This is a genomic window from Nocardia sp. 852002-20019_SCH5090214 (genome assembly GCF_001665865.1).
Lineage (GTDB): Bacteria > Actinomycetota > Actinomycetes > Mycobacteriales > Mycobacteriaceae > Nocardia > Nocardia nova.
The window spans coordinates 1-25482 of the sequence record NZ_LZMK01000324.1 but is presented as its reverse complement, the minus strand read 5'-3'; the positions used below and the strand labels follow the sequence as shown (position 1 = coordinate 25482).

The window sequence follows — 25482 nt, the reverse complement described above, 5'->3', positions numbered from 1 at the left end:
GCGGCCCTTTTCCGGGATATAGTCGTCGGCATGACCAACCCTGGGGGGAATGCTCGCGGTGCGGTTCCGGCACCGACTCATGGCTTCGTGGGCCGCAAGGACGAACTGTCGCTCATCAGCGCCCTGCTGATATCGGGGCCGGATCGACTGATCACCTTGATCGGGCCGGGGGGTATCGGCAAGACCCGGCTTGCCGACGAAGCCGCCCGCAGCGCGAAGGCTCAAGGGGTGCGGGTGTATTGGGTGCCGCTGGCACGGCTACCGGTGGATGCGGAGTTCAAACAGGTGGAGCAGGCCACCGCCTCGGCAGTGATCTCCGCGGACTTCTCCAACAGGCGCGCGGGCGAAGCCTTGGAAGCCGCCCTGCGCGGCACCGACTCGGCGGGCCCGAGTCGCCGTGCGGTCCTGGTTCTCGATAACGGGGAGCATGTTCTGCCCGCTCTGCGGCATCTGATCGCCCAGCTGCTCAACACACTGCCGAATCTGACCATCCTGGCCACCAGCCGCAGCCCGATCGCGTGGGTCGACGAACGCCTGATCCCGGTTCCCGTGCTTTCGCCCGCCGAATCGCTGACCTTGTTCCGGCAGCGCTGCACCCTGATCGGACGCTCGCTGGAATGGAACGCCGACGACATCGCTGCCGCGACCGAAATCTGCGAGCACATCACCCACCACCCCCTCCACATCCGGCTCGCGGTCGGCCGGTTGCGCTACCAAGGTCTGGCGGACCTGTGTGCCGAGCTGACCGGCCGCGCGGACGACAAACGGCTCGGATGGTCGACCGGAGCCCGCTCGGGCGCCGATCCGCGACACCTCGCGATCACCAACGTCATCGCGTGGAGCTACCAACTGTGCAGCGACAAGGAAAAACTGCTGTTCACCAGGCTGTCTGCCTTCGCACCCGGCGGCAGAAATCCCGACGACACCGGTGACACGGCAGATGTGGGCGCGGACCTCGACGCGATCATCGCCGTATGCAGCGACGAACACGCCAGCACTGACCCGGATCAGGTGAGTGTGTCTCCACACGAGATCGCAGGGCTGCTGGAAAGCCTTGCCGACAAGTCGCTGGTCTCGATCCACATCACCCCTTGCGGGTCGCGGTACTCGATGCTCGAGTCCCTGCGGGTGTATGCATGGGACCGGTTGCGCGACAACGACCCTGGCGAACCCGCACGGTTGGCCAAACGTCACCTCGCCTACTACCGCGACCGGGTGGTCGACGACGCGCGCAATTGGTTCAGTCCGCGCGAGCGGGCGCTGGTCATGTGGGCACGGTCGTCGTGGAGCAATATCGTCGCCGCGATCGAGACCAGCATCACCATGCGCGGTGAAGCCGAGGCCGGCCTGCAGATCTGCGGTGGACTGATCACCTTGCGCGTGCCCTTCGTACGCGGGTCGATACGCGAAATCCGCGGCTTGGCCGAAAGGTGCCTCGACGCTAGCGAAACCGTGTCGCCGCAACCGGTCGACCTTCAGCTCGAGCTGCGAGCAGCGCTGGCGTGGCTGGCGATCCGATCGGGTCAAAGCCACGAGGCCCGGCGTTTCCTCGACGAAGTGATCCCGTGCTATCTGTCGGAGCCCGACCGCGCCGAATGGGCCGAGCACCCTGACCGGGATTTCGGCCTGCCCGCCGTCATCGAGATCACGGTGGGTACCGCCCTGTTCCTGGGCGCCGAGGACGCCCGCGCCATTGCGATCATCGAGCGAGCGCGCGAGAAGTACCACGCCGCCGACAACCCGGCCGAGGTGTTCGCCCACATGTTCGGAGCGCTGGCCGCCGCATTGCTCGGGTCGGCCCCGCAGGCCCACACCATCGCCCGCCGCGCCGTGGGCATCGCCGAAGCCTCCGGAGCGAGCTGGGCCACCAGCTGGGTGAAACTGAGCTGGGCCGTCACCTTGACCATGCACGGCGACCCACACGAAGCCACCCGCGTCCTGCGCGAAACACTGTCCTACCAAATGGCTTTCGATGACCAGTGGGGGGCGATGTGGAGCGTCGTGCTACGCACCTGGGCACTCGAACGCATGATCACCGGCAACGATCGCGACCGCGACTGGCAACTCGCCCACGAGATCGCCCAAACCCTGGGCGGGGCCGAAACCCTGCAAGCCCACCTCGGCGTCGACATCACCGTCATGGGATCGTTCGCCAAGATGTGCCGCAAGGCCCAGGTAACAGCGCGAGGCATCCTCGGCGACGAACACTTCGCAGCCGAAACGGCCCGCGGCAAGCAACTGAATCCACACAACAACGACGTCCATCGCCTCGCGCTCGGAGAACTCACCCTCTCCGTCGCCCCCACGCCGGAGGAATTCGCCCAGCGAGGCGGGCGCACGACTCAAAACACACCCCTCAAGTTCGCGGCAACACCATGGGACAGACTCAGTGAATCGGAGAAAGCGGTCGCTCGCCTGGCCGCAGCGGGACTCTCGAATTCAGCGATAGCCCGCCGTCGCGGCACCTCCACCAAAACCGTCGACGGACAGATTGCCGCCACCCTGGCAAAACTCGGCATTCCGAACCGCCACCACATCGCGAAACACGTCCCCGAGAACCACCACTAACAGGCGAAGCTCCCGCCGGAAAACCCATTCAGGAGTATCCGGCGCACCTACGCGCCGTCTTCAGGCCCCGTACGCCACTGGCCACATGACGACCCGGCGAGCCGGTCAGACGGATTACTCCTCGGGCGAAGCACCGTACCGTCGGCGAGACATAACGCCTGATGAACACACATTTTTATGGCACCCCCCAGGTTCGTGAGTAGATAGCTTTCCAGGCGCAGCATGGGTATTTACCGATTCGAATTCCTCGCGGACATGTGACGCTCGCCTTATCGACCTCCACTGCCCTGCGCCCCAGTAAACGCCTCACCAAAACCACATTCGCTCTCCCGCCTACTCGCACCATTGCCGAGATCCCGGCATCGGACGAAGGGATTCCCATGTCTGCACATCATTCGCGTGATCCGGTTCTCGTCGTGGGGGCCGGTCCCACGGGCCTGACGATCGCCGCTGAATTGTTGGCTCGTGGGGTGGACTGCCGTGTCATCGACAAGCGGCCCGGTCCGCTGGTCACGTCGCGGGCGTTCACGCTGCATGCGCGCACGCTGGAGGGGTTCGCCAGGGCAGGGTGTGTCGACCGGTTCCTCGAGCGCGGTCTGCGCCATCGAGGGATGGCCTTCCACTTCCGTGGCGGCGCTGTCGAGCGCTTGGACTTCACGGTGCTCGACACCCCGTACCCCTACATCCTCGTCATCGAGCAGCAGGACACCGAGGCCGCGCTGCGCGAGCACCTGGCGTCCCTGGGCGGCTCGATCGAGTGGAATACCCGGCTGGATTCGGTCACCACCGACAGCGACGGCCGGATCACCGCCGTTCTCGACCACACCAGCCGGGGTGGTCGTGGCCGGACCCGGATGCATCCGGACTGGCTGGTGGGTTGCGACGGACTCCACAGCACAGTGCGCGCCCACATGGGAATCGACTTTCCCGGCGACGAGTACGCCGGCCTGCAATTCCGGATGATGGACGCGCGCATCGCTCGGTATCCGGTCAGCACCGACGAGATCCACTACTTCATCGACGCCGACCACATGCTGCTCACCACGACCCTGGCCACCGGTCACCGTGTGCTGATCAGCGATATGCGCGCCACTCCCGTGGCCAACCCGGCCCCCGACCCTCACGCGGCGCGAAACGCGTTCCAGCCCGTCGTCGACGACTGGCTACCCGGTGCGCGGCTCAGCGTTCCGCAGTGGACCACCGAGTTCCCGATCTGGCGCCGCCAGGCCACCCAGTACCGGCGCGGGCGTCTGCTGCTGGCTGGCGACGCGGTCCATGTGGGCAGCCCCGCCGCTGGACTCGGCATGAACAACTGCATCCAGGACGCGCACAACCTCGGATGGAAACTCGCCGCGGCCGCTACCGGCCGCGCACCCGAGGGACTCCTCGACACCTACCAGGCCGAGCGGTTGCCGATCGCGGTCCAAGTCGGCGACGCGAGCAGCATGCTGCATCAGATCATGATGGCGCACGGCTCCTCGATCCAGGACCGGCTCGACATCATCCGTCAGCAGCCCGACTTCCCCTATCAGGCAGCTGCCAGGATCGCGGGCCTGACGCACCACTACCGCGACGTCCTCACCCAGCCACCGGGGCTGCCGCGACTCGACGGCCTCACCGTCGGCGACCGCGCCCCTGACATCCCCGTCACCTCGACAACCGGCGTGCATGATCTGTTGTCTCATCCGTACTACACGCTGCTGATGCTGCATCGGCAAGCGCACTCACCCGTGGCCGGCGGCCTCGCCGAAATCACCGCGCCCTACCACGACCTCGTGCGAACCGTCGTGATCACCTCACCCGACATCCCGGCCGACGCGCCCACCGGGGCACTCGTCGCCCACGACGCCCGCGTGCACGACCTCTACGGTCAGCCCACCGACGACACCGCGTGCCTGGTCCGCCCCGACGGGCACATCGCGCTGCGGATTCCCGCCGACCCCGGCACACTCCACACCGCACTCAAAGAAACCGTCCTGACATGACCACATTCACCCCGGTTCTGAGCGCGAGCGCACCCTACCCGCGAGCGGCCGACCCGATCCCCTGCGCGGCAGAGCACCCGCTGCCGCCAGACGCTCTCGTCGGACGCGGTCCACAAGCCGTCGTCGTCGGGCTGATCCGTCCCGATCTGCACTCCTGCCGGACTCAAGCGATCGCCAGCGCGATCACGCCAGCCGAAGACCACGCGATCCGCACGACCGCTGCCCGCCACCGGTGGCGAGTCGCCGACATCGCGCACTTCCCACCGGAGGGCGACGACACAACCACCGATCCCGTCGACTACCTCCTGCACCGGGTGCGCAAGTGGCGCGCCGACGCGGTCATGGTCCCCGCCCGCACCTACCTCACCGACCGGTGGGGACGCGACTGCCTCGAAATCGTGCGCACGGTCTGTGCCGTCGTCACGCTATCCCCGACACGGCTGTGGCCCCGCACTGCCGAAGGTGCACCGCTATCGGCAGGTGCGGTGCTGTGAGAACCACATCCGGCCCCTGTCGGCCACTGCTCAACACGCAGCGGTGGTCGGCAGGGTGGCGTTCGGGTCGCCGGGATCGAGCCGGTCCTTGCTCCTGGTGTCGTCTGTGTCCGTGCGGGCGCGGGCCGGGCCGCGCTCGTACGCATGCTGGTGAGAATCCGGTACGGACAACTGGAGCTGTTGCGAGCCACCCAGTTCGCCGAACCGTTCGACATCGCCAGCAGCACAACAACTCCCACCGCTGCCAAGGAGGGAGATCCCGGCGTGACTCCGCACATGGAGCCGAACGAAAACACGAGGAGTCTGGCGATGGCCAGAACAAGGGCACACTCGGCCGATCCACGCATCCATCCACACCGCCCACAGACGGGTCCCGACCGGGGCATGGCGGTCTACCAGAGCCTCGTCACCGCCGACGACGACAGCGACGAGGGCGGCCCCACGGCACGAGCCCGGTCGCCGTGGGCGGACGATGGGCCGTGGCGGGGCAGAGGGCAACCACCGACACGGGACGGCATCAACCCCTATCTCCCCAGCAGTGGCTTGCAGATCTCACCGCACCAGCCTCCCGTATCCGGCGGCCCGCCGACGCCGGAGAGCAGAGACGAGGGCACGAGCAGCCGGCCCGAGGAGGCCGAACTGGATCGAATCATCGCCGCCGAACTCGAGGAGCACAGGGTGTTCGAGGGTTTCGCGACCGTGGGACGTCAGATCACGCACTCGGAGCTGGCGGAGCAGACATCGCTGTCCAAGGAGCACATCGGCAAAATACTGCGCGGGCAACGGCGCGTGAATGTGCGCACGCTACAGACTTTCGCCGCCCCACTCGGGCTTCCCCACGAGGTCCGCGACCACCTGGCCGAACTGATCCTGCGCAACGAAACCTCCGCACGGGCCGCGCCCGAGCCGGGCCCCGCCCCGGCCGACATGAAACAACAGCTCACCGCCACGCGGTTCCCCGCGATACTGCTCACTGCCGGGCTCTTCGACATCGCAGCCGCCAATGATGCTGCCGTGCAAAAACTTCCGCGGCTACTCGAGGCCGGAAACTTCCTCCGGTGGCTGGTCTATGATCCGATGGCACGACTGGTGTTCGCGGGCAGTGCTTGGCACGAGGTGACGACGGTGTTCACCTACGCTCTGCACTACCTGTCGCGCGGCACTGTGCCCGAGCAGGCCCGTGCGGCACTGATCGCGGAATTGTCGACACAGCCGGAGTTCCCGCGGATGTGGACCGCGCGGATCGACGGTCAGCTGTTCCCGCTGCACACCACCATCGCCGACCCGACCCACTCGTCCCAGGCCACACCGATTGCCCTCACCGTTTCTACCCCGTGGCGAGCACCAGCACGACACCTGAACATCTCCCTGGTCCCGAGCACGTGATGCCGCGCAACGACAGCGGCAATCCGCCGGATGACCCGTACGGCCCCCGCGCGTGCTCTTGCTCCGACCGGTACACACGGGATCAGCGGCCTCTATCTCGACAACACCGAGCGCGTCCGCACCCGCGAGTCCCTACCGCGCCTCCTACTGCGCTGTACCGCCGGTCAGGTCGACGAACTCCGACACCAGGCGCAGCGCGAGAGCGACGGGGACCGGGCCCTGCATCGTCGTTGCCGCCGTGCCAGCCAGTGACTCGAAAGCGCTGCCGCTCAGTTGAATCGGCGCCATGACCCATACATCAGCAGCCCGCTCCCAGTCGATACCCTCGTCGGTCCGTGGCACGCTCACCCCGCAGTCGCGTTCGAGCGCCGCCGCGATCATGTCCATGCCAGCGGGAGTGATCGTGCGCTCGGTGGTGACTACACACATGGCCAGCAGCGGTCGCATCCACGCAGCGGGCTGCGATCGATCCGCGGCTCTGCTGGCGCGTCGTTCGGTGGCATCGCAGGCCAGCCAACTGCTGACCGCCTCCTCGCTCGGGCCGTCGGACCATTGCACCAGCACAGACGAGCGTCGTGTCACCGATCGAGGCCGAAGCCGACTCACGGTGAACGATGTAGTCGGCCACCGCCCCGCCAGCTCCCGGCCCGCCAGCCGCGCCAGGATCGGAGTGCACAACACCCAGCTCACTCGCGCCGACCTCCGTGCGGGTTTGTCGGCACGTTTCATGTGACGCTACCTCCGGTGGGTCGTCGGATTGTCGTGTTGGAGATGCCCTCTCCCGGGCGGGCTTCGACCGGACCAGCATGGCCGGGCGCGGGAGGCTCTTGTGACGTTTCTTCCGGATTCGTCAGCCGCAGTTCCTCACGCACCGCATTCCACAGCGCTGACAACCGCGGCCACAGTTCTTCGGCCTGCCCCAAATCCGGGTAGTCCGGGCCTCGATAGGACATCAATATCCGGCCGGCCACCTCACGGATGGACCGAACGCGCACGCCATGATCGACCACTCGCCACGACACTTCGATCCCATCGACACTGGTGTGCCGGCATTCGCGGCTGGACCGCACCTCGCCGGACTGTGAATCAACGGCGGGGCCCTTGGAAGTCGAGAAATGTTCCATCACGGTCGCCGGTAACTTCTAGCGGGATGCCGCGAGGGCTTGCCGGGCAAACATTGCGGCGTCCACACCAGGCGTTGCCTGCCTGGTGAGGGCGTCGAACCTCGCCCCCCAATCGCTGATGCTGGTGTCGTGGTGGCCCCGCCGCGTGACGCACTCAGAGCGAGAGGGCGCTGCACCGACTGGCATGATTTCCTCCAATAGCGTTGCGAATGAACAGTTTCAAGACCGCAGGTAAACGTGACGGAGGCGATCGACCTCGGCGCTTGGAATGAAGCCGTGGCTCGAGGCTCGGCGGCAGCCCGGAATCGGCAACGGTGACTATCGCTATGGCGAGAACCCCAGGTCGGTCCGGCCGTTCCACGTGATCGAGTGGTCGGCGTTCCACGAGTCGATCACCGCCGCGATCGTCCTCAGGGCGGAAATCAATGCCTCGGCGGAGTCGGCACCCCTCACAGTCTCCTCGAGCGGCTCCTCTTCGATGCCCTCGATCCGGAAGGACACGGCCCACGTGCGCGGGCCCTCCTTGTATGGCAGGCCGATCGAGACCAATATCGGCGCACCGGACCTTCGCAGCTCGCGCTGCGCGATGACCAAATGATCCCAAGCTGACATCGGCAGTTCCTGCTCCCTGTTCATCATGACTGGACGATGGTGCTGATCAAGATCCGCCGCCGACCGTCATGATGGTGATGAGTTGACTTGTGACAGAGTTGATTTCGTTGCCGTCCGGCTCGGTGAAATCCACGCCCTCGACCGGGTTCCTTCTGCACGCAGTGCCGTGCAACGTATGGAGCTTGCGCCTTCCGCGACCCGATGAGATGCACCTTGTACCGCTCGCCCGGCCGACCTGCTCGCGCTGAGCGAGGACTGCTCGTCGCGGCTGGCTATTCGGTTGCTTGCGAGCTGGTGATCGGCAGGGGCGCTATCACAACAGGCTTTCGGCATATTCGGGTGAAGGATGTCCGATGACCTGCGCCGCCCTCGGTCATTGGGGCACGTCCCGGAAGATCTGCTCCATCCACGCCATGAAGAGTGTGTAGTCGACCCCGTCGGACAGCCACGCCCGTGTGCCGGGGCCTTCGCGCATACGGCCGTCACGCCGCAGTTCGAACTCACCCACGCCTCGGCACGAACCCCTGCCCCAGCACGAGGCTCGCGGCGACGGCGTCGTGGAGCTTGCTCGAATCGTAGAAGCGACCGAAGAACTGGTCGTAATGCTGCCGCAGCAGCTGCGCCGACGCTCCCGGCAACGAGTCCAGCAGCCGATACAGCGGCGAGGACGCAGATACCGCGATCTCGTCGACGGTGTATGGTCCGACAGCACCAATGCGACATGCTCGGTCTCTGCCAGAACCGTCTGCACCGAAGCCGGGTTCATCCGCCAGTTATGTCCGGCCCGTTCAGGATTCCGGTAGTTGAGTGCGCCGCCCATCGCCGTGACGCGCAGCAGGCGTTCGGAGTCCAGCGGCGCGGACCGATGGGCGTCGGTGACCAGCAATCGCGCGATATCGGTCAGCGGCCCCAGACTGAGGCAGCGCACCGATTTCGAACCGGCCTCGCACAGTTCGCTCATGACGTCGTAAAGGTCGCCGGGCGGGACCTCGATATCAGCAGGGACCAGGCCATCAGCGGCCCAATATCCCGACGCGCCGAGCGAGAGCCCCGCGACCACGCGAACATCACTGCGGGCCAGTACGTCCAGCAGATGACGAGCCGACCGTGCACGCCGGTGATCCGGGTACTCGTCGACGGTGTCCACCAGAGCCAGCTGCGGGTCGGTGATCGCCATCAACACCAGCGCTGCGGCGTCGTCGACGTCACCACCGATATCGGTGAACACCACACTCGGCGTGTCCAGGGACGCAGGTAGTGGCGGCCAGGTGGGGTTACACGTCATGGGTGAGCGCTTCGATCACCTCGGCGTAGGCCGGGAAGTCACCGACAATGGTGGCGGCGGTCGGCACGGGCCCGCGCCACCGGCGCCGCGATACTCCAGCGGTCGGCAACGCAAGCTCGGCTCCTGGCCCGACCATGACGATCGACCTGGTCTTGGCACGCCTGGCCAACGCGAGCAGGTCGTCTCCGGAGGCCGGCGGGCGCGTGAGCAGCACCCACACCCCGGGGCCGGAGCGGTGGACCAGGGTGACGATCGGCAGATACCCGTGCATCCGCCCCGCCGCGACCTCCGCGAGATCTTCTGGGGCCATGATCGCCCGCACCCTGTGGGTACGGATCGTCAGGGCGCGAGTACGCGGCTCGTAGAAGCAACCACCGAACAACCCCTCATACAGGCATCTCTCGTACTCCCGCGTCGTTCGAAAACCACTGGGAGAAGGCTGCACCGGCAGAGTGCTCGGGTCGGTGAGAACGGTAGACATGATGAGGTCCTCGATCCGGAAGTATGGCGAATGAGAGACGCGTCGCGGGGTTCCGCGCGCATAGACGAGGGCACGAATTTCTAGACGGCCGGAGGAGGGCAGGACTTCGAACCTGTTCGATCAACCGGATCACATCCGATTACTGTCCGGGACAAGGCGATTAGCCTCGATCAGCCGCTGTTTCGCCTGTTGCTTGACCGGACAGATCGACAACGCACAGTCGATATGCACCTGCATAATCGCGTGCGCGAAATCCACAGTCATCACCGGAACGCGCTCGTGATTCATCACCCCGTACATTTCATCTCCTCTGGGCGGCTATCAGCCAACATTCGAATCCACAGCGCGCGGCCGAGGGGTTTGGTGGGCGAAGTTCCATGCCGCTAAGCCCTGTTGCGTTGCGCGTTGCCATACTTCGAGTCAAGCCCGGGAACCACTGATACTCAACGGCGCGGAAATACGTCGGATACAGCGCGCTAATGCGGCCTCGAATACGGCGCGTAAGTACCAGGGCGCCACCGGTGCGGAATCCCTGGGAGCAGAAACTCTCTACTGGTACGGATGCCAAACGGCTGCGGCGTCACCGGAGCGGAGCGAGGCCAGCCGGTGCGCTTGTTCGGCTGCGATACCGGGGCGCTGCCCGAGGTCCGGCAGGACGCTGGTGACCATGATCAGCTCGCGAATTCTGGCCAGGACAGGCCATTCCGGGAGGTCGCGAACATCGACGCCGTATTCCGCTGCAAAATCCCGGTAGAAGTTGGCACGATTGAAGCGCGTGGCTCCGACTGCCTGCGGCACCAGATCCCATGCCATTGGCCCGACCGCCGACTCATCGAGGTCACAAAGCACTATCCGGTCGCGGTGGTCTATCAGTAGATTGCCGACGTGTGGGTCACCATGGAGGAGGACGAAGGGCATCGAGAACTCAGCGGTCCGATAATTCTGCTCGACTTCCAGCCATGCATCTTGAAGCCACTGGAGGTCGTCCGCCGAAAGTCCATCGTCGGCTGCGGCCAGGCGATGTCGCGCAGTCTCGAACGGATCCCAGTGAGGTAGGTCGGCGTCGTCGGTGGGGAGGAGATGGAGGGCGCGCAGCGGGTGGGCGAGGTCGGAGGCGGTCCACCGCTCACGATGATGGGCTTTGTGCCAGAACGTTATTGTGAAGTCGCCGATGAACACTGGCTGCTGCGCGTCGACCAGGCGGATCGTCGGTGCGTCATGTCGTGTCAACCAGTTGGCGGTCTCGATCAGCCGCGTCCCACGGTAATGACCGACATCACCGGAGCCGACTCTGACGACGATCGGCGCGCCAAGGGCGTAGACGGCATTAACGGTGTATTTGATCAGCTCGGCCCCGGAGGGATCGACGTCTATGTGATTACATGCCTCGACTACCGCAGCGTGCAGTTCCGCAGCACGGTCCGGCGATATGCTCGTCGCCACCCCGTCATCTTAAGTTCCGAACCCGGAGCGTGACAGCACGGGCTAGAACAACGTTTTCGGCGCAGGCGGGGCGAGTTGCCTTATCTGGTGCACAATTTCGCTGACGTGGGACTTCTTCCGGAACGGATCAGCCGCACCGGCCATAGAGCTAAGACGAGAGAGGGCTCGAGCGCTGATCACCTCCTGGGTGAGGTCCAGCGCGGCGCCTGCGGCGGCAACCGCTGAATCAGTGTCTCCCAGTCGGAACCGGCAAGCCGCGATAGTTGTCTGGTCGAAGAGCACGCTTCGGGTAGGACGAGCGCTCGTAGACCTAGACAGCGATTCCACTGCCCGATCCAAGGCCAGCGCAGTGTACTGCTCGCGCAAGTTCCGGTCGGCTGTCAAGGCGAACTCGTTGTAGATCACAGACGTCAGCCCGGCATGTTCGCCGGCCGCGAAGAAGACCTCGGTCCACGGATCTGGATCGGCGTTCACGCGGGAGATCTCGTGTTCGGCACGACCGAGAGCGTCGTGCATTTGCCGACGATTGCCCATCATTGCGTGGGCCCACGCCTCGTTCGAATATAAGCGGGCCGACTCGCCGATGTTGGAGGCGTCTTGGGCGCTCATTTGTCCGAGTTGGAACATTCGAAGTGCCTCACGTGGCTGGCATTCGATCAGACTGATGCGGCCGAGTACGTACAGGATGGATGCGGCCAGACTGTCAGCACCCGCGCTACGTGCGTAGGTCAACGCCAACGTCAGATAGCTTCGTGCACGAGCCTGGTCGCCGGTGTCGTAGTACGCCCAGCCGGTCAACCGGGAGAGATCGGCCAGCGCAACCGACATCGCCGTCGTCGTTTCATGATCACCACACCGGTGCAATAGCTCGCTGCTCCACCGCAACAGACCTGTTGCTGAATCAAGCACAGCGAATCCGCCATGCCGTTGGTCGAGCCCGCGCAATCCAGCCGTCACCTCACGGACGCATTGCACATCGGCCGGACCTGCCCGCCCGGGGGTCGGGCCGGGCTGAGGATAAAACGATGGAAGCCAAGGCGCGAGTTCGGCGACAGATCCGGCGGTCGCCGCAGCAGCTACGGCGGCGAGAAATCTGCGACGCTCCACGACTCCGGTCGTAGCACCTGCGACCTGCGAGGAATACGGCGAGACGTCGCTGGGAGGCAGGGCTCGGTCGTCGGCAGCCGGGGCATTCGGAACGGGGCCACCGATCCGTTGCAGGGCCAGAACGTACTCGGCGTCCGGCCGTCGGATGACCTCGCGTTCCCAACGGGACACATGCTGCTGATCGCAGGATAGTTTTAGGCCCAAGGCAGCGCCTGCTTCGTTAAGCGTCTCGGCAAACTGCTGTTGGTTCAACCCAAGCCCACGACGAAAAGCACGGAGGGCGCCCGCCCAACCATGGCCGGCTACGGCGTTCGGTGCCGTGGTCATTCATTACTTCCCATCACTTATGTGACCAGAGGCGGTTGATCGGGGCATGCACGGAGAGCCAGTGCGTGAACTGTACGGAGTCGCTCGCGAAGATCTGTGTCGGTGACTGCGGCGAGCGCGTGCTGATGGTCCGCAGCGGTCGATGCCAGCTTTCGACGGTGCTGGGCGAGGTAAGTCGCCAGGACCTGGGGGACTCGACGGACCGCGCGGGCGGCGAACAACATGGTGAGAGGAAATGCCCAGCAGGAGTGGAGGAATCCAAAAGTGGGCCTGCGCGTGTTCTTCCAGGGAGAATTCCACGTTTTTCCGTCATCGAGCTCGACGTCGGCCGCAGCGAGGGCGGTGTTGAGCCAATTGTGGGCTGCTTCGTGGATCAGGTCACGCGCGAGGATCGTCGGATCGCCGACGTGGTCGAGGAACACCGTGCCGGGTAGCCGTGTGATGGCCCAGCTGTTGAGGGGCTCACCGAGTTTTCGCTCGATGAGCAGGCAGACGATCGGCGCGTGATCGGCGATCAGATCGCCGAACCCGTATTCGGCCCCGATGTCGAAGGCTGCGGCAACCAGCTCGGTTGCCAAGGGCGGCGCGGGCTCAGTGTTAGGGCCGAGCAAGTGGTAGGGCGTATCGGCAATGGGGGACTGACGCAGTGTCCGAGGATCGGGACATTGCACGATCGTGGGGCCGATAGGAGTCGTGGTGAACCAGTGAGGGGGAAAGGTTCTCGAATGGGTGCGGTACCAGCTCAAGGTGTCTCGATCACCGCTGCGAGCGGCTAGTTCCGCCCCTTCGAGGTAATGGTGGGCCAGCGCGTAGTCCATTGCACTAGGACTCGTTTCACACCCATTAGGCAACTCATCGCCGGACAGGACCGTGTAGATCGAGCGTGTCCGATGCCGGTAGAGGTCGGTCGTCCGGTGGAATCGAAATAATCCGGTGAGTGGGTCCACAACGGCGCCTTTCGTGCGTTTGACGGTAGGGCTGAGGTGGGCTGCGACGGCATCGGCACAGCCCACGCTGGCGACTACAGGTCGGAGCTCGGCCAGCCCGCAGCGATGATGCTCGACGTGTGTGCTGTCGTGCGGACAGCACCCTCGTCGTCGCGCAACTTCTCGACCGCGGCAAGGAAGTCGGTGATCTCTTCGGTTGTGCCGATCATCATGGAAACCCTTCTCGTGTAATTACGTTCGCTATTCATCTCGAATCTGATGTGTGCGTGGTGTGGTTGCGTTCCCTCCTGTCGAGTGATTCATGGAGTGGCGGTCGCACCCTCGAGGAAACTCGTGTGCAACTCCGTCATAGTGGGGCGAGCATCGGGATTGTTGGCCAGTGCAGCGGTGATGTGATCAGTCACCGTGGTGGGTAGGCCGTCGAGATGTCGTGGCCCGTCGAGTCGTGGTAGGTCAGCGAAGAGGATCCGATAGGCGAGCACGGCGAGGCTGTATACGTCCGCTCCTGGGGTCGCCTCGGCATAGGAGTGGGCGTATTCGGGTGGCCAGTGGACTTCTGGTCCGCGGCGGCGTGGACCGCGGGCCTCGCCGATCCGGCAGGCGGCTCCAAGGTCGGTGATCACTCCGCGCCCGTTTTTCAGGAGTACGTTCTCCTGGTAGAGGTCACGGTGCACGATGCCCCGTCGGTGCAGCTCGTCCAGGCCGGCGGCGACATCGGCAAGGATCGTCATGCTCGCTCCGAGTCCGGCGGGTGAGGCGTTTTGGGTGGTGAAGGCGCGTAGGTTGCCGTCTGGGTAGTGCGGCATGGTGTACCAGTCGAATCCGCCGCACTCGCCTTCGTCGATGAGGTAAACAACTCGGGTGGCTCCGCGACAGTCGCGGGCCAACTCGCGTTCGTGGCGGAAGTCCTCGCGTGAAAGAACTCGCTCGGCTGGCGTCATTTGCTGGTACCAATAGAATCCGTATGCCGCCGGTCGGTCCTGCTCGTCCATTTCGGCCAGCACATGGTTACTGCCGAACCCGGCCTTGATCACGACCGGCTCGTTGTCATCCTGGGACGCGAGAATCAAAGTGCTGGAACGGGTGAATGCCAGAAGTTCGATGATTCTCCAGCCGGAGTCAGCGAGTCCGTCCGTCACTGAGGTGGCCGGGTGCAGCGGATGCAGATTCACTGGGTGCCTACCTTTTCGAGTTCATCGAGAAGCTGCCGCGCCAGCTGCTCCGTGTCTTCGAAGGTGTTGAGGGGTTGTCGGAGGAGCGGTCTTCCAGTGCCGTGTGGCCAGAGGTCAGCGCATCGCTGGTAGAGCTCATGCAATCGGGTCGCTGTGCCGGAGTCGTCGCCGACGCGCTGCGCAGTTGGGCGGGCCGCGAGACGGGCTGCGCAAACCTCCACAGGGGTGGTCACCAGCACGGTCAAGTCGGGAAGTGCGTTGGTGACGCGAACCAACGGTTCGAGGTGACGTGCGACTGTGCCGGGGTAGTTAAGTCCGAGCAGGCATGCCGATGACAGGATTAGCCGATCGGCGAGGACGTGTCCATCGCGAGCTGCCGCTGCGATGTTGTGGTGCGCGTGCAGGGTGAGGTCGTCGAGCACGGCAGCCACTGCATCCAGCTCGTCGACAATCGCCCTGCCGGTGCGCATCGCGACCAAGGTGCGGGTCGCAGCTGGCGAAAGCCAGGAGAACTGGCCGATATGGCGGACCGGGATGCCGGAGTGTTCGGCCAGGTGGAGAATCCGGTCGCGCAGGGTGGTCTTGCCCGATCCTGCGATGCCTTCAAGAGCGATCAACATGTGCGCGTAGTCCCTCGGCCGGTCAATGTTTGTCGGCGAAGAGCCAGGAGATGAATTTGCGCGCGCGACCCACCTGGACCGGGGTGGTGCCGTGTGCGAGTTGTGATCCGTACAGCAGCGCTGTGCCCGGTGCGGGGGCGGCACTCCAGCGTGTGCGCGCCGTGGCGGCGAACCAGGGCGAGGAGTTGTCAGCACCGTCGCGTGCGAAGGCCATCCCAGGGTCGTAGCCGGGTACTTGGCCGACACCACCGGACTTCCACAGTTGTTCGGCCGAGGTGGTCTCGACAAAGAAATCCCCTCCCTGACAACGTGTCCCGATGACGACGCTGATCCCTGCGATCTGGCGAGGCCAGTCATGCGGGTCCGGAGCTATGCCGTCCAAGTGCGGGGTGATGTGCTGGCCAGGACCGTATTCCACGTAGGTCCACGGGCGACACGAACTCACCGAGGGCAGCGACCGCTGCAGAGCGCGTCGGGAGCGGGTAAACGCTTGTTGGAGAATGTCTTCCGCGGCGCCGGGGATGTTGGTGATCTCAACTCGACCGGCGGGCTCGTAGGTTGCCATCGCAACGGCGGTGTCGTGGCCGGGGATTTCGTGGATGGAGGTGGTGCGACGCTGGTCGTAGGTGCTGCGGATATCTTCGCCATCGATGTCACGCAGGAACTGGTCCATACAGCCTTCTAGAATGGCGATCTCGGAGGCACTGAGGAACTCCTCGATGCTGCCCACCGTCAATGTCTCGTTGAACCCGATCGGACGGCGCCCGGTCATGTTTTTCTCCCTTGGCAAAGACGCTCGGCTATGTCATCGAGTCGAGTGCAGTGGTTGAGCCAGCTGACCACTGGGTCCGGGCAGGTCGGATCTCGCCACAATCGGGCCAGCTCAAACGTCAGTGGAAACCTGTCGGGCGGTGGTGTGCTCGTGGTGTCGACGTTCGACCGAACGGCGCATTGGAGGCCGTGCTGATGCGCGAACGCCCTGACCATCAGCTCGGCGATGGCGGTCGACCACCGCCGCCGCGTATCGTCGGGCACAGGCAGGTCGCCCCCAAAGGCGCGTTGTTCAGTGGTGGCCCAGCAGTCGACGATGACCACGGCGCAAGATCGAATACGGCATGCCGGACAACACCTTTGGCTGTCTTCGCACCAAGTCGTCCAGGCGCCGAGATCTGCGGCTATCTGTATCAGCGCCGTCCAAGGTGTCGTGTTCGTGTAGAGCCTCGAGACGTGGGTAGCACCCAGGTCGATGTGGCGACAGCAGAGGCTCCGCTGCGCCTGCATCGTGTGTCGCGGCTGCCAAGATGGCTCGATGAACAGGACGTGAAAGTAGACCAGTCTTCCCAGTAGCTGGTTGACCGCGAGGGTGTCAGACGTGTTGTTCATCGTGCCTACCCGATGTATAAGGCTCAGAACACCCGCACGTAGTTCTCCCGGCGGGACTCGGCGCATCGAACTGCCCCGCGAGGATGGCCGTGGCGGTGTCGAGGTCGGCGAAATAGGCTTCCCAGGCCTGTTTTTCGGGACATTCAAATCGCAGGTCAAGGACGGGGAATCGGCTACCCGTAGTAGAGCAGGTCAGCTCCGCACGGCCGACGACGATCCGGATCGACGGAGGTAATTCGGCTTCCACTGCGGCGACAAGCCGGCACAGCGCGGCGGCAGTGGAGGCGTACTCGCGGCGGTCGCGGGGCAAAATTCCCACGCGTCGTTCGACCGGTGCCAATTCCAAGCCGCCGTAGTGGTGGCCTTGGCAGCTGTCATATGTCACCAATCCCCACTCGCGCGTGATCGGGTCGACCAGAGGCCAGACGCCCGGTTCGATCGCATCCCGCCACAACGGGTGTAGCGGGTCGAGGTCGTCGGCCTCGTGAATGCCTGGCCGGCCGAGGGTGTTTATATTGCCGTGGTCGCTGACCTCGAGCCGGACCGAACCCCTAGCAGCTTCCGGGTCTCGCCAGCGACGCATGAACCCTGGCACATCTGCCATCAAATTCGGCTGGTGCGGGCGGGCTTTGACGCGATGGCACCAGACTGCAGAGGGAATCTCTGGTTGGATGGTGAGCGCGGCGAGCCCATCGATCAACCGGGACCGATAGCGGCAGTAGTCGTCGTCGGATCCGGCAGCCTGTGCCGCGCGCAGCCGGGTGGCGATACAGCCCCCGCCGCAGGTGTCGCGGTAGCGGCACGCCGCACATTTTGCCGCCAAGGACCGGCCCTCGGCCAGCAGCGGTAGCCGGTATTGTGCCTCAGCGATCCCATTCGCGTCGCTCAGTTCACTTAGGTGGCCGAGTTGCGCTGCGGGCCAGGGCAGTTCGTCGCAGCTGCCGAACCTGCTGTCCGGGTAGAGGGTGAACACGTGGTCGCATTTGAGGTTGGAGAAGTGACAGAACCCGACCTCCAAACCCTTAAGGGCCCGGATCGTGGATACGACCGGCTCCAGCTTGATCCGGGAGAACAAGCCAGCCGTAACCCAATGAACGGCCGCGGCCAGAACGAACTGTGCGTACTCGTCGCCGGTGATAGACCAGGCTGGACTGCCTCCGCTCAATGCGTCGCGTTGTAACAGGCGCGAAGCTGAGACTCGCGAGGTGCTTGCCGCAGTCGGCGCTATCACGCTCGAGTCGAAGCAGGGGACGAGGCTGATCGCGTTGACGGCGGCGAATCCGGCAAGGTGATCGAGCACCTCTGCGGCCCGCCCAAGTACCCGCGGGGTAACCACCGTGATGATTCCAGTCCTGCGGCCCCGACGTTCGAGCAGTCTCAGGGACTGCGCGACCTTGGTGTAGGTTTCGCGACCGTCATAGCCAACACGCCACGAGTTGCCTTCTGGATCGCCATCGAGCGAGATGCCGATATGCAGATCCGGGTAGACCTCGTCGAAGAGGTCCAACCACTCACCGTCCAAGCGGATCCCGTTGGTTTGCATCGTCACCCGCGTCACCGACTCCTGCGCGGCCAGCGCAGCGAGGATCTCGCGCATCTGGCGTTTCCCTACTGTGAGCGGTTCACCGCCATGCAACTCGATCGCCACCGGCCGGTCGCCGAACAGCTCGGCGAGGCGACCGATGTCATCCGCGCCGATCCTCGCCCCGCCGGGAGCTTCCTTGCGTTTCTCATAACAGAAGACGCAGTCGATATCGCAGGTCTCCCCACGAAGTTTCAAGATCACCGACACCGCGGCCGTATCCTCGGTATCAGGCAACGTCAGGTACACCCGACGTGACAGATCAGCAGCAGGTGTTGCGGCCTCCATGGAGAACCCCTCCTATCGAACCGGTCTCACCAGCTCAGTCGTAAAGTCGGCCCAGCAGCGCACCTTGGCCGGATTGAAGGATGTGGGCGGCCTCCAACGGAATCCAGAAGCACTCGAAGCGGGTCGGCTCCCCCTGGCCGTCGTGGTCTTCCTGACTGGCCCACCGCTCCGGCGCAGGTTCGCACAGCTCCAGTTCGAACACGTGACGCTGTTGCACCTCCCACCGATACGGCGAGATGTCGTAACTGAATTCGCCCAACTTACGGACGACCTTGAACTCGTTCAGCCCCGTCTCCTCGCGCGCCTCCCTCAGCGCTGCGTCCTGCGGGGACTCTCCGGGACGGATACTTCCGGCCGGGACCTGGATACCGACCTGCTCATACGAATAATCGGTGTGGCGGAATACCAGCAGTTTGTCGTCGCGTACGACGTAGACCAGCACCTTCTCCTTGACGACCTTCTGAGGCATTAGGCGCGACCCTTCCTGGGATTTATCGAATCCAAACCGCGTGAAGCGAATGAGTTGCCGGTACTGGGGAACCCACAAACGATGGATAGAGCGGGTGCCGGCGAGGCAGTCTAACCTCCAGCCGAACGCGGAAGTTGCAGCCGTAGGTACATCGTCATTCCATCAAACGCTCTGTGTTCCAACCAGTTTCGTTATCCGTCAGCTGATTCGGTAAAAATTCCATCGCAGCATCGCGCGCTAACAACCCAACCCACCTTCCTTCAGGACGACCTGTGTCCCACCGTCATTCGCGCCACCTTGGGCATCTAGCTCCGAACGGTCGAACACACCGGCCGTTCGAAGCGACCAGATTTACGCTGTCACGCTGCGCCAACCACGGACACCCGGTGCTGCCCTAGTCTTGCCCTAGGCTCACGGCCGATTGGCTAGTGTTGGGCCAGCGCAGCGAACACGGGATGGGGGTTGATCCGCTCATGGGTTCGGTCGTGGCCCGGTGGACCGGGCGAGAGGCACGGGCTCTCCGTGAGGCGAAGCGTATGAGCGTTCGAGAGTTCGCTGCCCACCTCGGAGTCAACGACGCAGCCGTCTCGAATTGGGAACAGCGAGGCATCGCGGCGCGACTGCGCTACGAGACGCAGCAAATCCTCGATAGCGACCTCACGCGGTCCGGCGCCGAGGTCAGCGACCGATTCGAACTCATCCTGCGGTCTGACCCATCGCATGCGAAGGCCCGAACCGACGGACCACAAGCGAACCTTGCCAGCGCGTCTGGATCGCGGACCATGGTCCTACTCGACACCGTCGGCCCAAGCCTCGCAGATGTGGATTACCGGCCAGATCAGACGGCGGTCCACCGTTTCCAACAGTTCCTCGACTCGCCGGCCAGAACCTTCGTCCTCGCTGGGCGCGCTGGCACGGGAAAGACCCGGCTCACACGGCACCTGGCCCAACAATGGGCGACCCGAGTGGACTTCCAACTCCACTCCTGCGCGAACTGGATCTCAACCAGCACCGACGTAGCGACCGAGATACTCAGGTACGCATCTCTGCCCAGCGGCAACGACGCATTACTCAGTGTGGAGCAAGCCTCGAATCTGCTGAATCGACCGCTGGTCGTCATCATCGACGACGTCGACACGGACGATCGGCTTGCCCTCGTCGGTCGACAGGTCGACAGCATCCTGCGGCAAGCGAACTCGAAGGATCTCCGCTTCATCCTCGCTGTGCGCACCCCACCGGAACTCGACCTTTCGGCTTACCCCGTCCTCGCTGCCACCGCCTACGCACCGCCCGGCACCACACATACTGAGTCGTGCTCGTTGTCGGCGTGGACGCGCACCGAAGCTCGCGAGATCTGGGAGGCGCATCGCAACAGTAGCCGCGCTCCGTTCACTGCTCTACCGGAATCCCTGCAATCGCTTGCCACACTTCCTCTGTACATGCAGATGCTCTGTAGCGCAGACGGTTCCGACGCCCGAAGTCTTCAAGAGAATGGCGCTTTCCATCTCGTCGACCGTTGTGTACGAACACTTCTAGCGCGCGGTGGCCCGTCGACCGACATGGTGATAGGGCAGATGGCACAGCTCGCCTCTACGTTGATGCCCGATGTCATTCCCTCATTCCTGACCAAGGCAGAGTCAGAATCATGGGCCGATTCCGTCAGCAATGCCGCGCTGGCCGCAGGGCTGATCATCGAGCAGACATCCGGAGACGGAATTCGGTTCAGTCACGACGTCTTTCGTGAGTACTTCCTGGCTATCCGGATTGTCGAGGAGATGACGATCCGGGGCCGGTCCATGGCAACGGTCAGCGCGTTCAATGAACTCGCCGCCTTCGCTTCCCGTGCTGCAACGGTGCACGGGGTTTTCGATTTTGCCGTGTGCGCCCTCAGTACCTCCGCGCCGAGCCTGATCGACATGATCGCTCTGGCGCCGTCGACCAGCACGGATACCGCACTGCCCATGCTGATCGAAACAGCCGCGGTTCAAGGCATAACCCTGTCCGTCGAGGTCCTACGATCGTGCGCGAACCGCTGTACCCAGACTTCTGGTCGCCAACTCGCCCGCGCGCTACTCGCGACTCCGGCTCTGCCGGACAGCCTGGCTGAGCATTACGCACCCTGGGTGGTCAAGCAACTGCGGATCCATGGTTCACAGATTTGGGCCGATATCGCGGGCCACATCGAACACGCTTTTGACGTCCGAGTTAGCACACGCGTCCTCGACGGCATAGATCTCGACAACACGGCCGAAGCCGTCTTTGTCGCCCGCTACTTCGACCTTTTCACCGCATACGACCACAATGGGGGAGACTTGCTCGCGCAGCTGCTGCTGCATCTCGATTGGCGAGTGCGCGCCGGACTCGCCGACGCATTGCTCGAACGTCGCACAATTGCGCGGCAGCATACCGACAGGATCGTCCACCACCTCGTCCGCGACGACGACTACAAGGTCCGCGCAGCAATAGCTCGCGTCGTCGGAACACTCGATCACGCAGCAGGGCTCAGTTGTCTCGAAACACTGCTCAGTGACCGCAACTGGCACGTCCGTGAACTCGCGCTTCAGGGAGTTCTCCCCGGCGGGCCTGCACCACTTCCAGACCTCATGGTCGCTGACTCAGTGATCGCCACCGTCGCAGCAGACACCACCTGGGCTGCGCCACCGGCCTCGACAGCGAAACTCCTGACGAGAATCCGTCTGCTGAGTTCGGACAGCTGCCTCGAACCGTCCCCGGCGATGGACGAAGCTTTGTTCGGATTGCTTCGTGAAGTGCAAACCGGCTGGGTCCAACTACCAGCCGAACTCGAAAAATCTATTGTCGCACTGGCCGAATCGTCGCAACGCTGGCTCACCGCCAGAGAAGCGCGAGCAACTCGCGGACGGAACGAACGCTCACCTGCTGTAGTCAGCATCCGCGAACGCTATCGGCGGACTCGCGGCCAGCGATCGCTCCAAATTGCCCTCGATGTTCATTCGCTTGATCGTGCCGTCGACATCGCTACAGCGGCGGTCGACGCCGGAGCCGACTTCATCGAAGTCGGCGACCCGTTGATCAAACGCTCGGGCGTGGAAGCCATCGCCACGATCAAGCGCACAGCACCACAGGCAGCAGTCGTCGCCGAAATGATGTCCGCCGACTGGGGGCGCGACCAAGTCGAACTCGCCGCAGAAGCTGGCGCGGACATCGTGGCCCTCATCGGGCCGGCGTCCATCGCAAGCGTTTCCGCCGCCGTAGCCGCTGGACGTCGGCTCGGAGTAGCGCTCGTCCTTGATACCCAGCGTTCGCATGTCGATGCCACATGGCTCCGTGATATGGAACGCACCGGGATCGATGGCTTCGTCGTCACCACCAACATCGATCTCGGTGTTGGAAGCAACCACCCCCTCGACACAGCCCGAACAATTCGCAGCCGCAGCCAACTTCCCGTCGCCGTCTCCGGCGGATTCAGCGCCACCGACGACGAACTCACCAGCAGCCCCGACTGGGATATCGCGATCATCGGCCGAAGTATCGCCGATGCAGTCGCCCCGGCCGACCTCACATATCAACTGACCAGCATCGTACGAAAGATTCACACGCAGGAGCGTCCATGAACGTCACTTCCCTCAGCGTCGAGTACATCAACGAAGTTCACGACCTCATGGAACTCGGCGAACCCTTCATTCGCGCCCGCGGGATGTCCGACTACTGGCTGTACGCCGAACTGTTCTCCTCAACCTGCCCCATCATGATCGACGAAACCAACACCCTCACCGGCGTGGTGATCGCGTTCCGCAGCCAGGACAACCCAGCAGAGGTGTATATCCAAGACGTCATGATCCATCCGGACCATCGGCAGCAAGGCATCGCTCGCGCGTTGCTGAAAAGCGTGCACGCTCAAGCCGAAAAATGGGGTTGCGAACGGATTTACCTGACATCTGAACCGGGAAATCGAGCGGCGCACGCTACTTGGATCACCCTCGGCTATGTCAACGTCCCCGGCGACCACGAGATCGACGGTGTTTCGGTCACCACCGATTACAAGGGGCCGGGTCGTAGCCGCGCGGTCTACGAATTCAACGTGGGCTAAAGCCGTCAGACCGCAGGTCACAGGCAACCCTCGGGTCGCCGTTGCATTGTTGTGGGCCACTAGGTGTACTGACCTGAGAGGTTAGGAACGCGGCTGGCTGGTGGGTGTCCACCGAGTGCTGTGTGGCCGCGGTGGTGATTGTAGGTGTGGAGCCAGGTGGTGAACGCGGCGCGGCGTTCGGTTTCGGACCGGTAGGGGCGGGCGTAGGCCCATTCCTCGAGCAGGGTGCGGTTGAACCGTTCGACCTTGCCGTTGGTCTGTGGCCGGTAGGGCCGGGTTCGTTTATGCGTGATCCCGTTGCCGGCCAGCTCGGATCGCCACAGCTGGGAGATGTAGCAGGCGCCGTTGAGTTCCTAACGGATGTCAACTCGCTGGAAGGCTCGTAGCCTTGGTTGTTGACGGGCCGATCGGTGGAGCGCTGTGCGACTCCTGGTGTCGTCGGCCCGTCCTCGCACCGGTGGTGCGTCGCGCGGCGCGGATGTCGGCGGGGACTGTGTATCGGTCGGCGACGATCCTGCGGCCCTGTTCCGAGGTGAGCGGGCTGCCGTCGACATCGCGGATCACGTAGTGCTCGCCGCGGCGCCAGCAGGCGGCGATGCGTGTGAGCAGGGTCGTGGAGAGGTGGCAGACCGCGGAGTTGTGGTGTTTGCCGCTGTCGGTCATGAGTCGGTGGTATTTCGCGGCCAGCGAGGGATCGCTGCGCCGTGCCTGCTCAGCGGCCATGAACAGCGCTTCGCGCAGGCACGCGTCTCCGGATTTCGTTGGTCCACCGTGCCTTCCGCTCAATCCAGAAGATTCGAGTTTGGGCACCAGGCCGCTGAAGGAACGGATCGCGGCCAGGGAGTCGAAGCGGTTGGGATCGCCCAAGCGGCCCAGGATCTGGGCTGCGAGAATCGGGCCTACCCCGGGCGTCGAGCTGACGATGCCATCCGGGTCGGCCTTGTCCAGCAGTGCCGCGATGCGGGTTTCGAGTTCCTTGATCTCCTCGGTGAGCTGCAAGGCCAGCCGGGCCTCGATCGCGATGTCATCGGCCAACTCCGGGAAGTCCAATTCATCAGACCAGAGATCGAGCGTTTCACGGGCCGCGGCGAGGAGTTGGTCGGCCTTCTCCTCGCGCCAGCTGCCGCGAGAATGCCGGGCGAGGAATCGTGTCAGCCGGGCCCGGCCCAACCGGATCACGATGTGTGGGTCGGCGTAATGCGCCAGGAACCGCAAGGGCGTCTTGTTGGCCAGGTCCGCGCCGAGCGCGGCATGCCAGCCGGGCCCGAGGAGTTCGAGCAGTGCATCCAATCGCGCGAGGATGCCGGTGCGGCGTTTGACCAGATTGGAGCGCAGCTTGACCGCCCTGCGCATCGTGTCACCGGGGCCGAGCCCGGTCGCGGGGTGCATGCCCTCGGGATGCAGAAGTGGGATCCGGGCAAGGACTTTCGAGTCCAAGCGGTCGGACTTGGTGTGCTTGCAGTAGTAATCACGCAGGTCGGCAGATTGTTCGGGTGGCACCAGAATCACGGTGGCGCCCTGCCGACGGAACCAGGCCGCTAACGGCACCCAGGCGTTGCGCGTGGGCTCCATGATGACGGTGACCGACGAGGGGGCGGTCCCGGCCGGCAGCATCGACCACAGCCGCTGCAGATCACTGGTCGTGGTGCGGAACTTGCGACCTGACCATAGAAATTTGCCTTGCTCATCGGCCAGCTGGCCTGGTGCGCTGCCCGGCAAGCGACATCGATACCCAGCCGCAACTCCAACGATCCAACTCCCGTCTGCTCGACAATGCTTCACCCAGATCCGGCGTGAGCGTTGCCGTCGCGGGAGTCGATGCAGTACCAGACATTCACCAACAGGGATCTCCGCAACGCGCCGCGTGGCGGCGGATGCCGAAGTCGCCGGGTTCCTAACAGGACGCATCTCACCCGGCGATGGCCCTGCTCACTCCGCGATCAACAGGCAAGGAGCACAACCCCACTCGGTCATTGAGCGGTAGCAAGCAGGCGCCGGAGCCTCGAATTCTCACCCAACCGGCCGTATCCGGTGAGAGCTTCGAGGCCATCACCGAGTTTGAATGTCGGTGAGGACTCGTTTGACAGTGATCCCGTTGGCGGCGAAGTGTTTTCGTGCTCGTTGCCAGAACGCGACAGCG

At 64.1% G+C, this 25482-nt stretch carries 23 protein-coding genes and 1 pseudogene; 6 read left to right on the top strand and 18 right to left on the bottom strand.

Annotated elements, in window-relative coordinates; genetic code table 11:
- The first annotated feature begins 30 nt into the window (after positions 1-30).
- The 4 genes from A5780_RS25965 (at position 31) to A5780_RS25950 (ending at position 6433) form a co-directional block, all read left to right on the top strand.
- A complete protein-coding gene (locus tag A5780_RS25965) occupies positions 31-2568 on the top strand; it encodes an AAA family ATPase (RefSeq protein WP_082976730.1) in 2538 nt (845 codons plus the stop codon).
- 380 nt (positions 2569-2948) lie between these two features.
- Positions 2949-4553: an FAD-dependent monooxygenase gene (locus A5780_RS25960; RefSeq protein WP_064909908.1), complete on the top strand. Its 1605-nt coding sequence runs from the start codon at positions 2949-2951 to the stop codon at positions 4551-4553.
- Positions 4550-5047, top strand: a complete 498-nt coding sequence (locus tag A5780_RS25955) for a hypothetical protein (RefSeq protein WP_064909907.1) — start codon at positions 4550-4552, stop codon at positions 5045-5047. The genes A5780_RS25960 and A5780_RS25955 overlap by 4 nt, the downstream gene beginning before the upstream one ends.
- A gap of 144 nt (positions 5048-5191) precedes the next feature.
- Positions 5192-6433, top strand: coding sequence for a helix-turn-helix transcriptional regulator (locus A5780_RS25950; protein ID WP_094028205.1), 1242 nt, complete (start codon positions 5192-5194; stop codon positions 6431-6433).
- A 144-nt stretch (positions 6434-6577) separates the two neighbouring features.
- Here A5780_RS25950 and A5780_RS25945 read toward each other — a convergent pair whose 3' ends face one another.
- The 16 genes from A5780_RS25945 to A5780_RS25890 all read right to left on the bottom strand — a co-directional run bounded on the left by A5780_RS25945 (position 6578) and on the right by A5780_RS25890 (position 19273).
- Positions 6578-7015, bottom strand: coding sequence for a hypothetical protein (locus A5780_RS25945; RefSeq protein ID WP_146101069.1), 438 nt, complete (start codon positions 7013-7015; stop codon positions 6578-6580).
- A 143-nt stretch (positions 7016-7158) separates the two neighbouring features.
- Complete coding sequence (locus tag A5780_RS40290; protein ID WP_143860468.1) at positions 7159-7557, bottom strand: hypothetical protein; 399 nt, start codon at positions 7555-7557, stop codon at positions 7159-7161.
- 324 nt (positions 7558-7881) lie between these two features.
- A complete protein-coding gene (locus tag A5780_RS25940; RefSeq protein ID WP_064909904.1) occupies positions 7882-8196 on the bottom strand; it encodes a hypothetical protein in 315 nt (104 codons plus the stop codon).
- Positions 8197-8542: 346 nt separating this feature from the next.
- On the bottom strand, positions 8543-9454 hold the full coding sequence (locus tag A5780_RS25935; RefSeq protein ID WP_082976729.1) for a nucleoside hydrolase: 912 nt from the start codon (positions 9452-9454) through the stop codon (positions 8543-8545).
- Positions 9444-9764: a hypothetical protein gene (locus A5780_RS25930; RefSeq protein ID WP_143860470.1), complete on the bottom strand. Its 321-nt coding sequence runs from the start codon at positions 9762-9764 to the stop codon at positions 9444-9446. The genes A5780_RS25935 and A5780_RS25930 overlap by 11 nt, the downstream gene beginning before the upstream one ends.
- Positions 9765-10064: 300 nt before the next feature.
- Complete coding sequence (locus A5780_RS41325) at positions 10065-10235, bottom strand: hypothetical protein (RefSeq protein ID WP_181064885.1); 171 nt, start codon at positions 10233-10235, stop codon at positions 10065-10067.
- A 249-nt stretch (positions 10236-10484) separates the two neighbouring features.
- Complete coding sequence (locus A5780_RS25925; protein ID WP_082976728.1) at positions 10485-11378, bottom strand: aminoglycoside phosphotransferase family protein; 894 nt, start codon at positions 11376-11378, stop codon at positions 10485-10487.
- A 42-nt stretch (positions 11379-11420) separates the two neighbouring features.
- The gene (locus A5780_RS40285; RefSeq protein WP_143860473.1) at positions 11421-12812 is read right to left on the bottom strand and encodes a helix-turn-helix transcriptional regulator; all 1392 of its coding nucleotides are present in this window, start codon (positions 12810-12812) and stop codon (positions 11421-11423) included.
- A 17-nt stretch (positions 12813-12829) separates the two neighbouring features.
- The gene (locus A5780_RS39435; RefSeq protein ID WP_143860475.1) at positions 12830-13630 is read right to left on the bottom strand and encodes an HEXXH motif-containing putative peptide modification protein; all 801 of its coding nucleotides are present in this window, start codon (positions 13628-13630) and stop codon (positions 12830-12832) included.
- Between the two features lie 203 nt (positions 13631-13833).
- Positions 13834-13971 (bottom strand): hypothetical protein, encoded by a 138-nt coding sequence (locus A5780_RS40280; protein WP_156769660.1) that lies wholly within the window; start codon positions 13969-13971, stop codon positions 13834-13836.
- Positions 13972-14058: 87 nt separating this feature from the next.
- Complete coding sequence (locus A5780_RS25910) at positions 14059-14931, bottom strand: protein kinase (RefSeq protein WP_064909899.1); 873 nt, start codon at positions 14929-14931, stop codon at positions 14059-14061.
- A complete protein-coding gene (locus A5780_RS25905; RefSeq protein WP_064909898.1) occupies positions 14928-15551 on the bottom strand; it encodes a hypothetical protein in 624 nt (207 codons plus the stop codon). The genes A5780_RS25910 and A5780_RS25905 overlap by 4 nt, the downstream gene beginning before the upstream one ends.
- A gap of 22 nt (positions 15552-15573) precedes the next feature.
- Positions 15574-16323 (bottom strand): hypothetical protein, encoded by a 750-nt coding sequence (locus A5780_RS25900; RefSeq protein WP_064909897.1) that lies wholly within the window; start codon positions 16321-16323, stop codon positions 15574-15576.
- Positions 16320-16934 (bottom strand): hypothetical protein, encoded by a 615-nt coding sequence (locus tag A5780_RS40275; RefSeq protein WP_143860477.1) that lies wholly within the window; start codon positions 16932-16934, stop codon positions 16320-16322. Before A5780_RS40275 ends, A5780_RS25900 begins: the two co-directional genes overlap by 4 nt.
- Positions 16918-18804: a radical SAM protein gene (locus A5780_RS25895; protein WP_064909896.1), complete on the bottom strand. Its 1887-nt coding sequence runs from the start codon at positions 18802-18804 to the stop codon at positions 16918-16920. Before A5780_RS25895 ends, A5780_RS40275 begins: the two co-directional genes overlap by 17 nt.
- Positions 18805-18838: 34 nt before the next feature.
- The gene (locus tag A5780_RS25890; protein WP_064909895.1) at positions 18839-19273 is read right to left on the bottom strand and encodes an NUDIX domain-containing protein; all 435 of its coding nucleotides are present in this window, start codon (positions 19271-19273) and stop codon (positions 18839-18841) included.
- Positions 19274-19809: 536 nt separating this feature from the next.
- Between A5780_RS25890 and A5780_RS25885 the strand changes: the two genes are divergently transcribed.
- Both A5780_RS25885 and A5780_RS25880 read left to right on the top strand, forming a co-directional pair.
- Positions 19810-22866, top strand: a complete 3057-nt coding sequence (locus A5780_RS25885) for an orotidine 5'-phosphate decarboxylase / HUMPS family protein (RefSeq protein ID WP_064909926.1) — start codon at positions 19810-19812, stop codon at positions 22864-22866.
- Entirely contained in the window at positions 22863-23342 is a 480-nt protein-coding gene (locus A5780_RS25880; RefSeq protein ID WP_064909894.1) for a GNAT family N-acetyltransferase, read from the top strand. The genes A5780_RS25885 and A5780_RS25880 overlap by 4 nt, the downstream gene beginning before the upstream one ends.
- A 59-nt stretch (positions 23343-23401) precedes the next feature.
- On the opposite strand, the pseudogene A5780_RS39430 reads toward A5780_RS25880, so the two are convergent.
- A pseudogene (locus A5780_RS39430) lies at positions 23402-23689 on the bottom strand (integrase core domain-containing protein); the annotation flags it as partial.
- A 16-nt stretch (positions 23690-23705) separates the two neighbouring features.
- Entirely contained in the window at positions 23706-25061 is a 1356-nt protein-coding gene (locus A5780_RS25875; protein WP_223273934.1) for an IS110 family transposase, read from the bottom strand.
- Between the last annotated feature and the right edge of the window lie 421 nt (positions 25062-25482).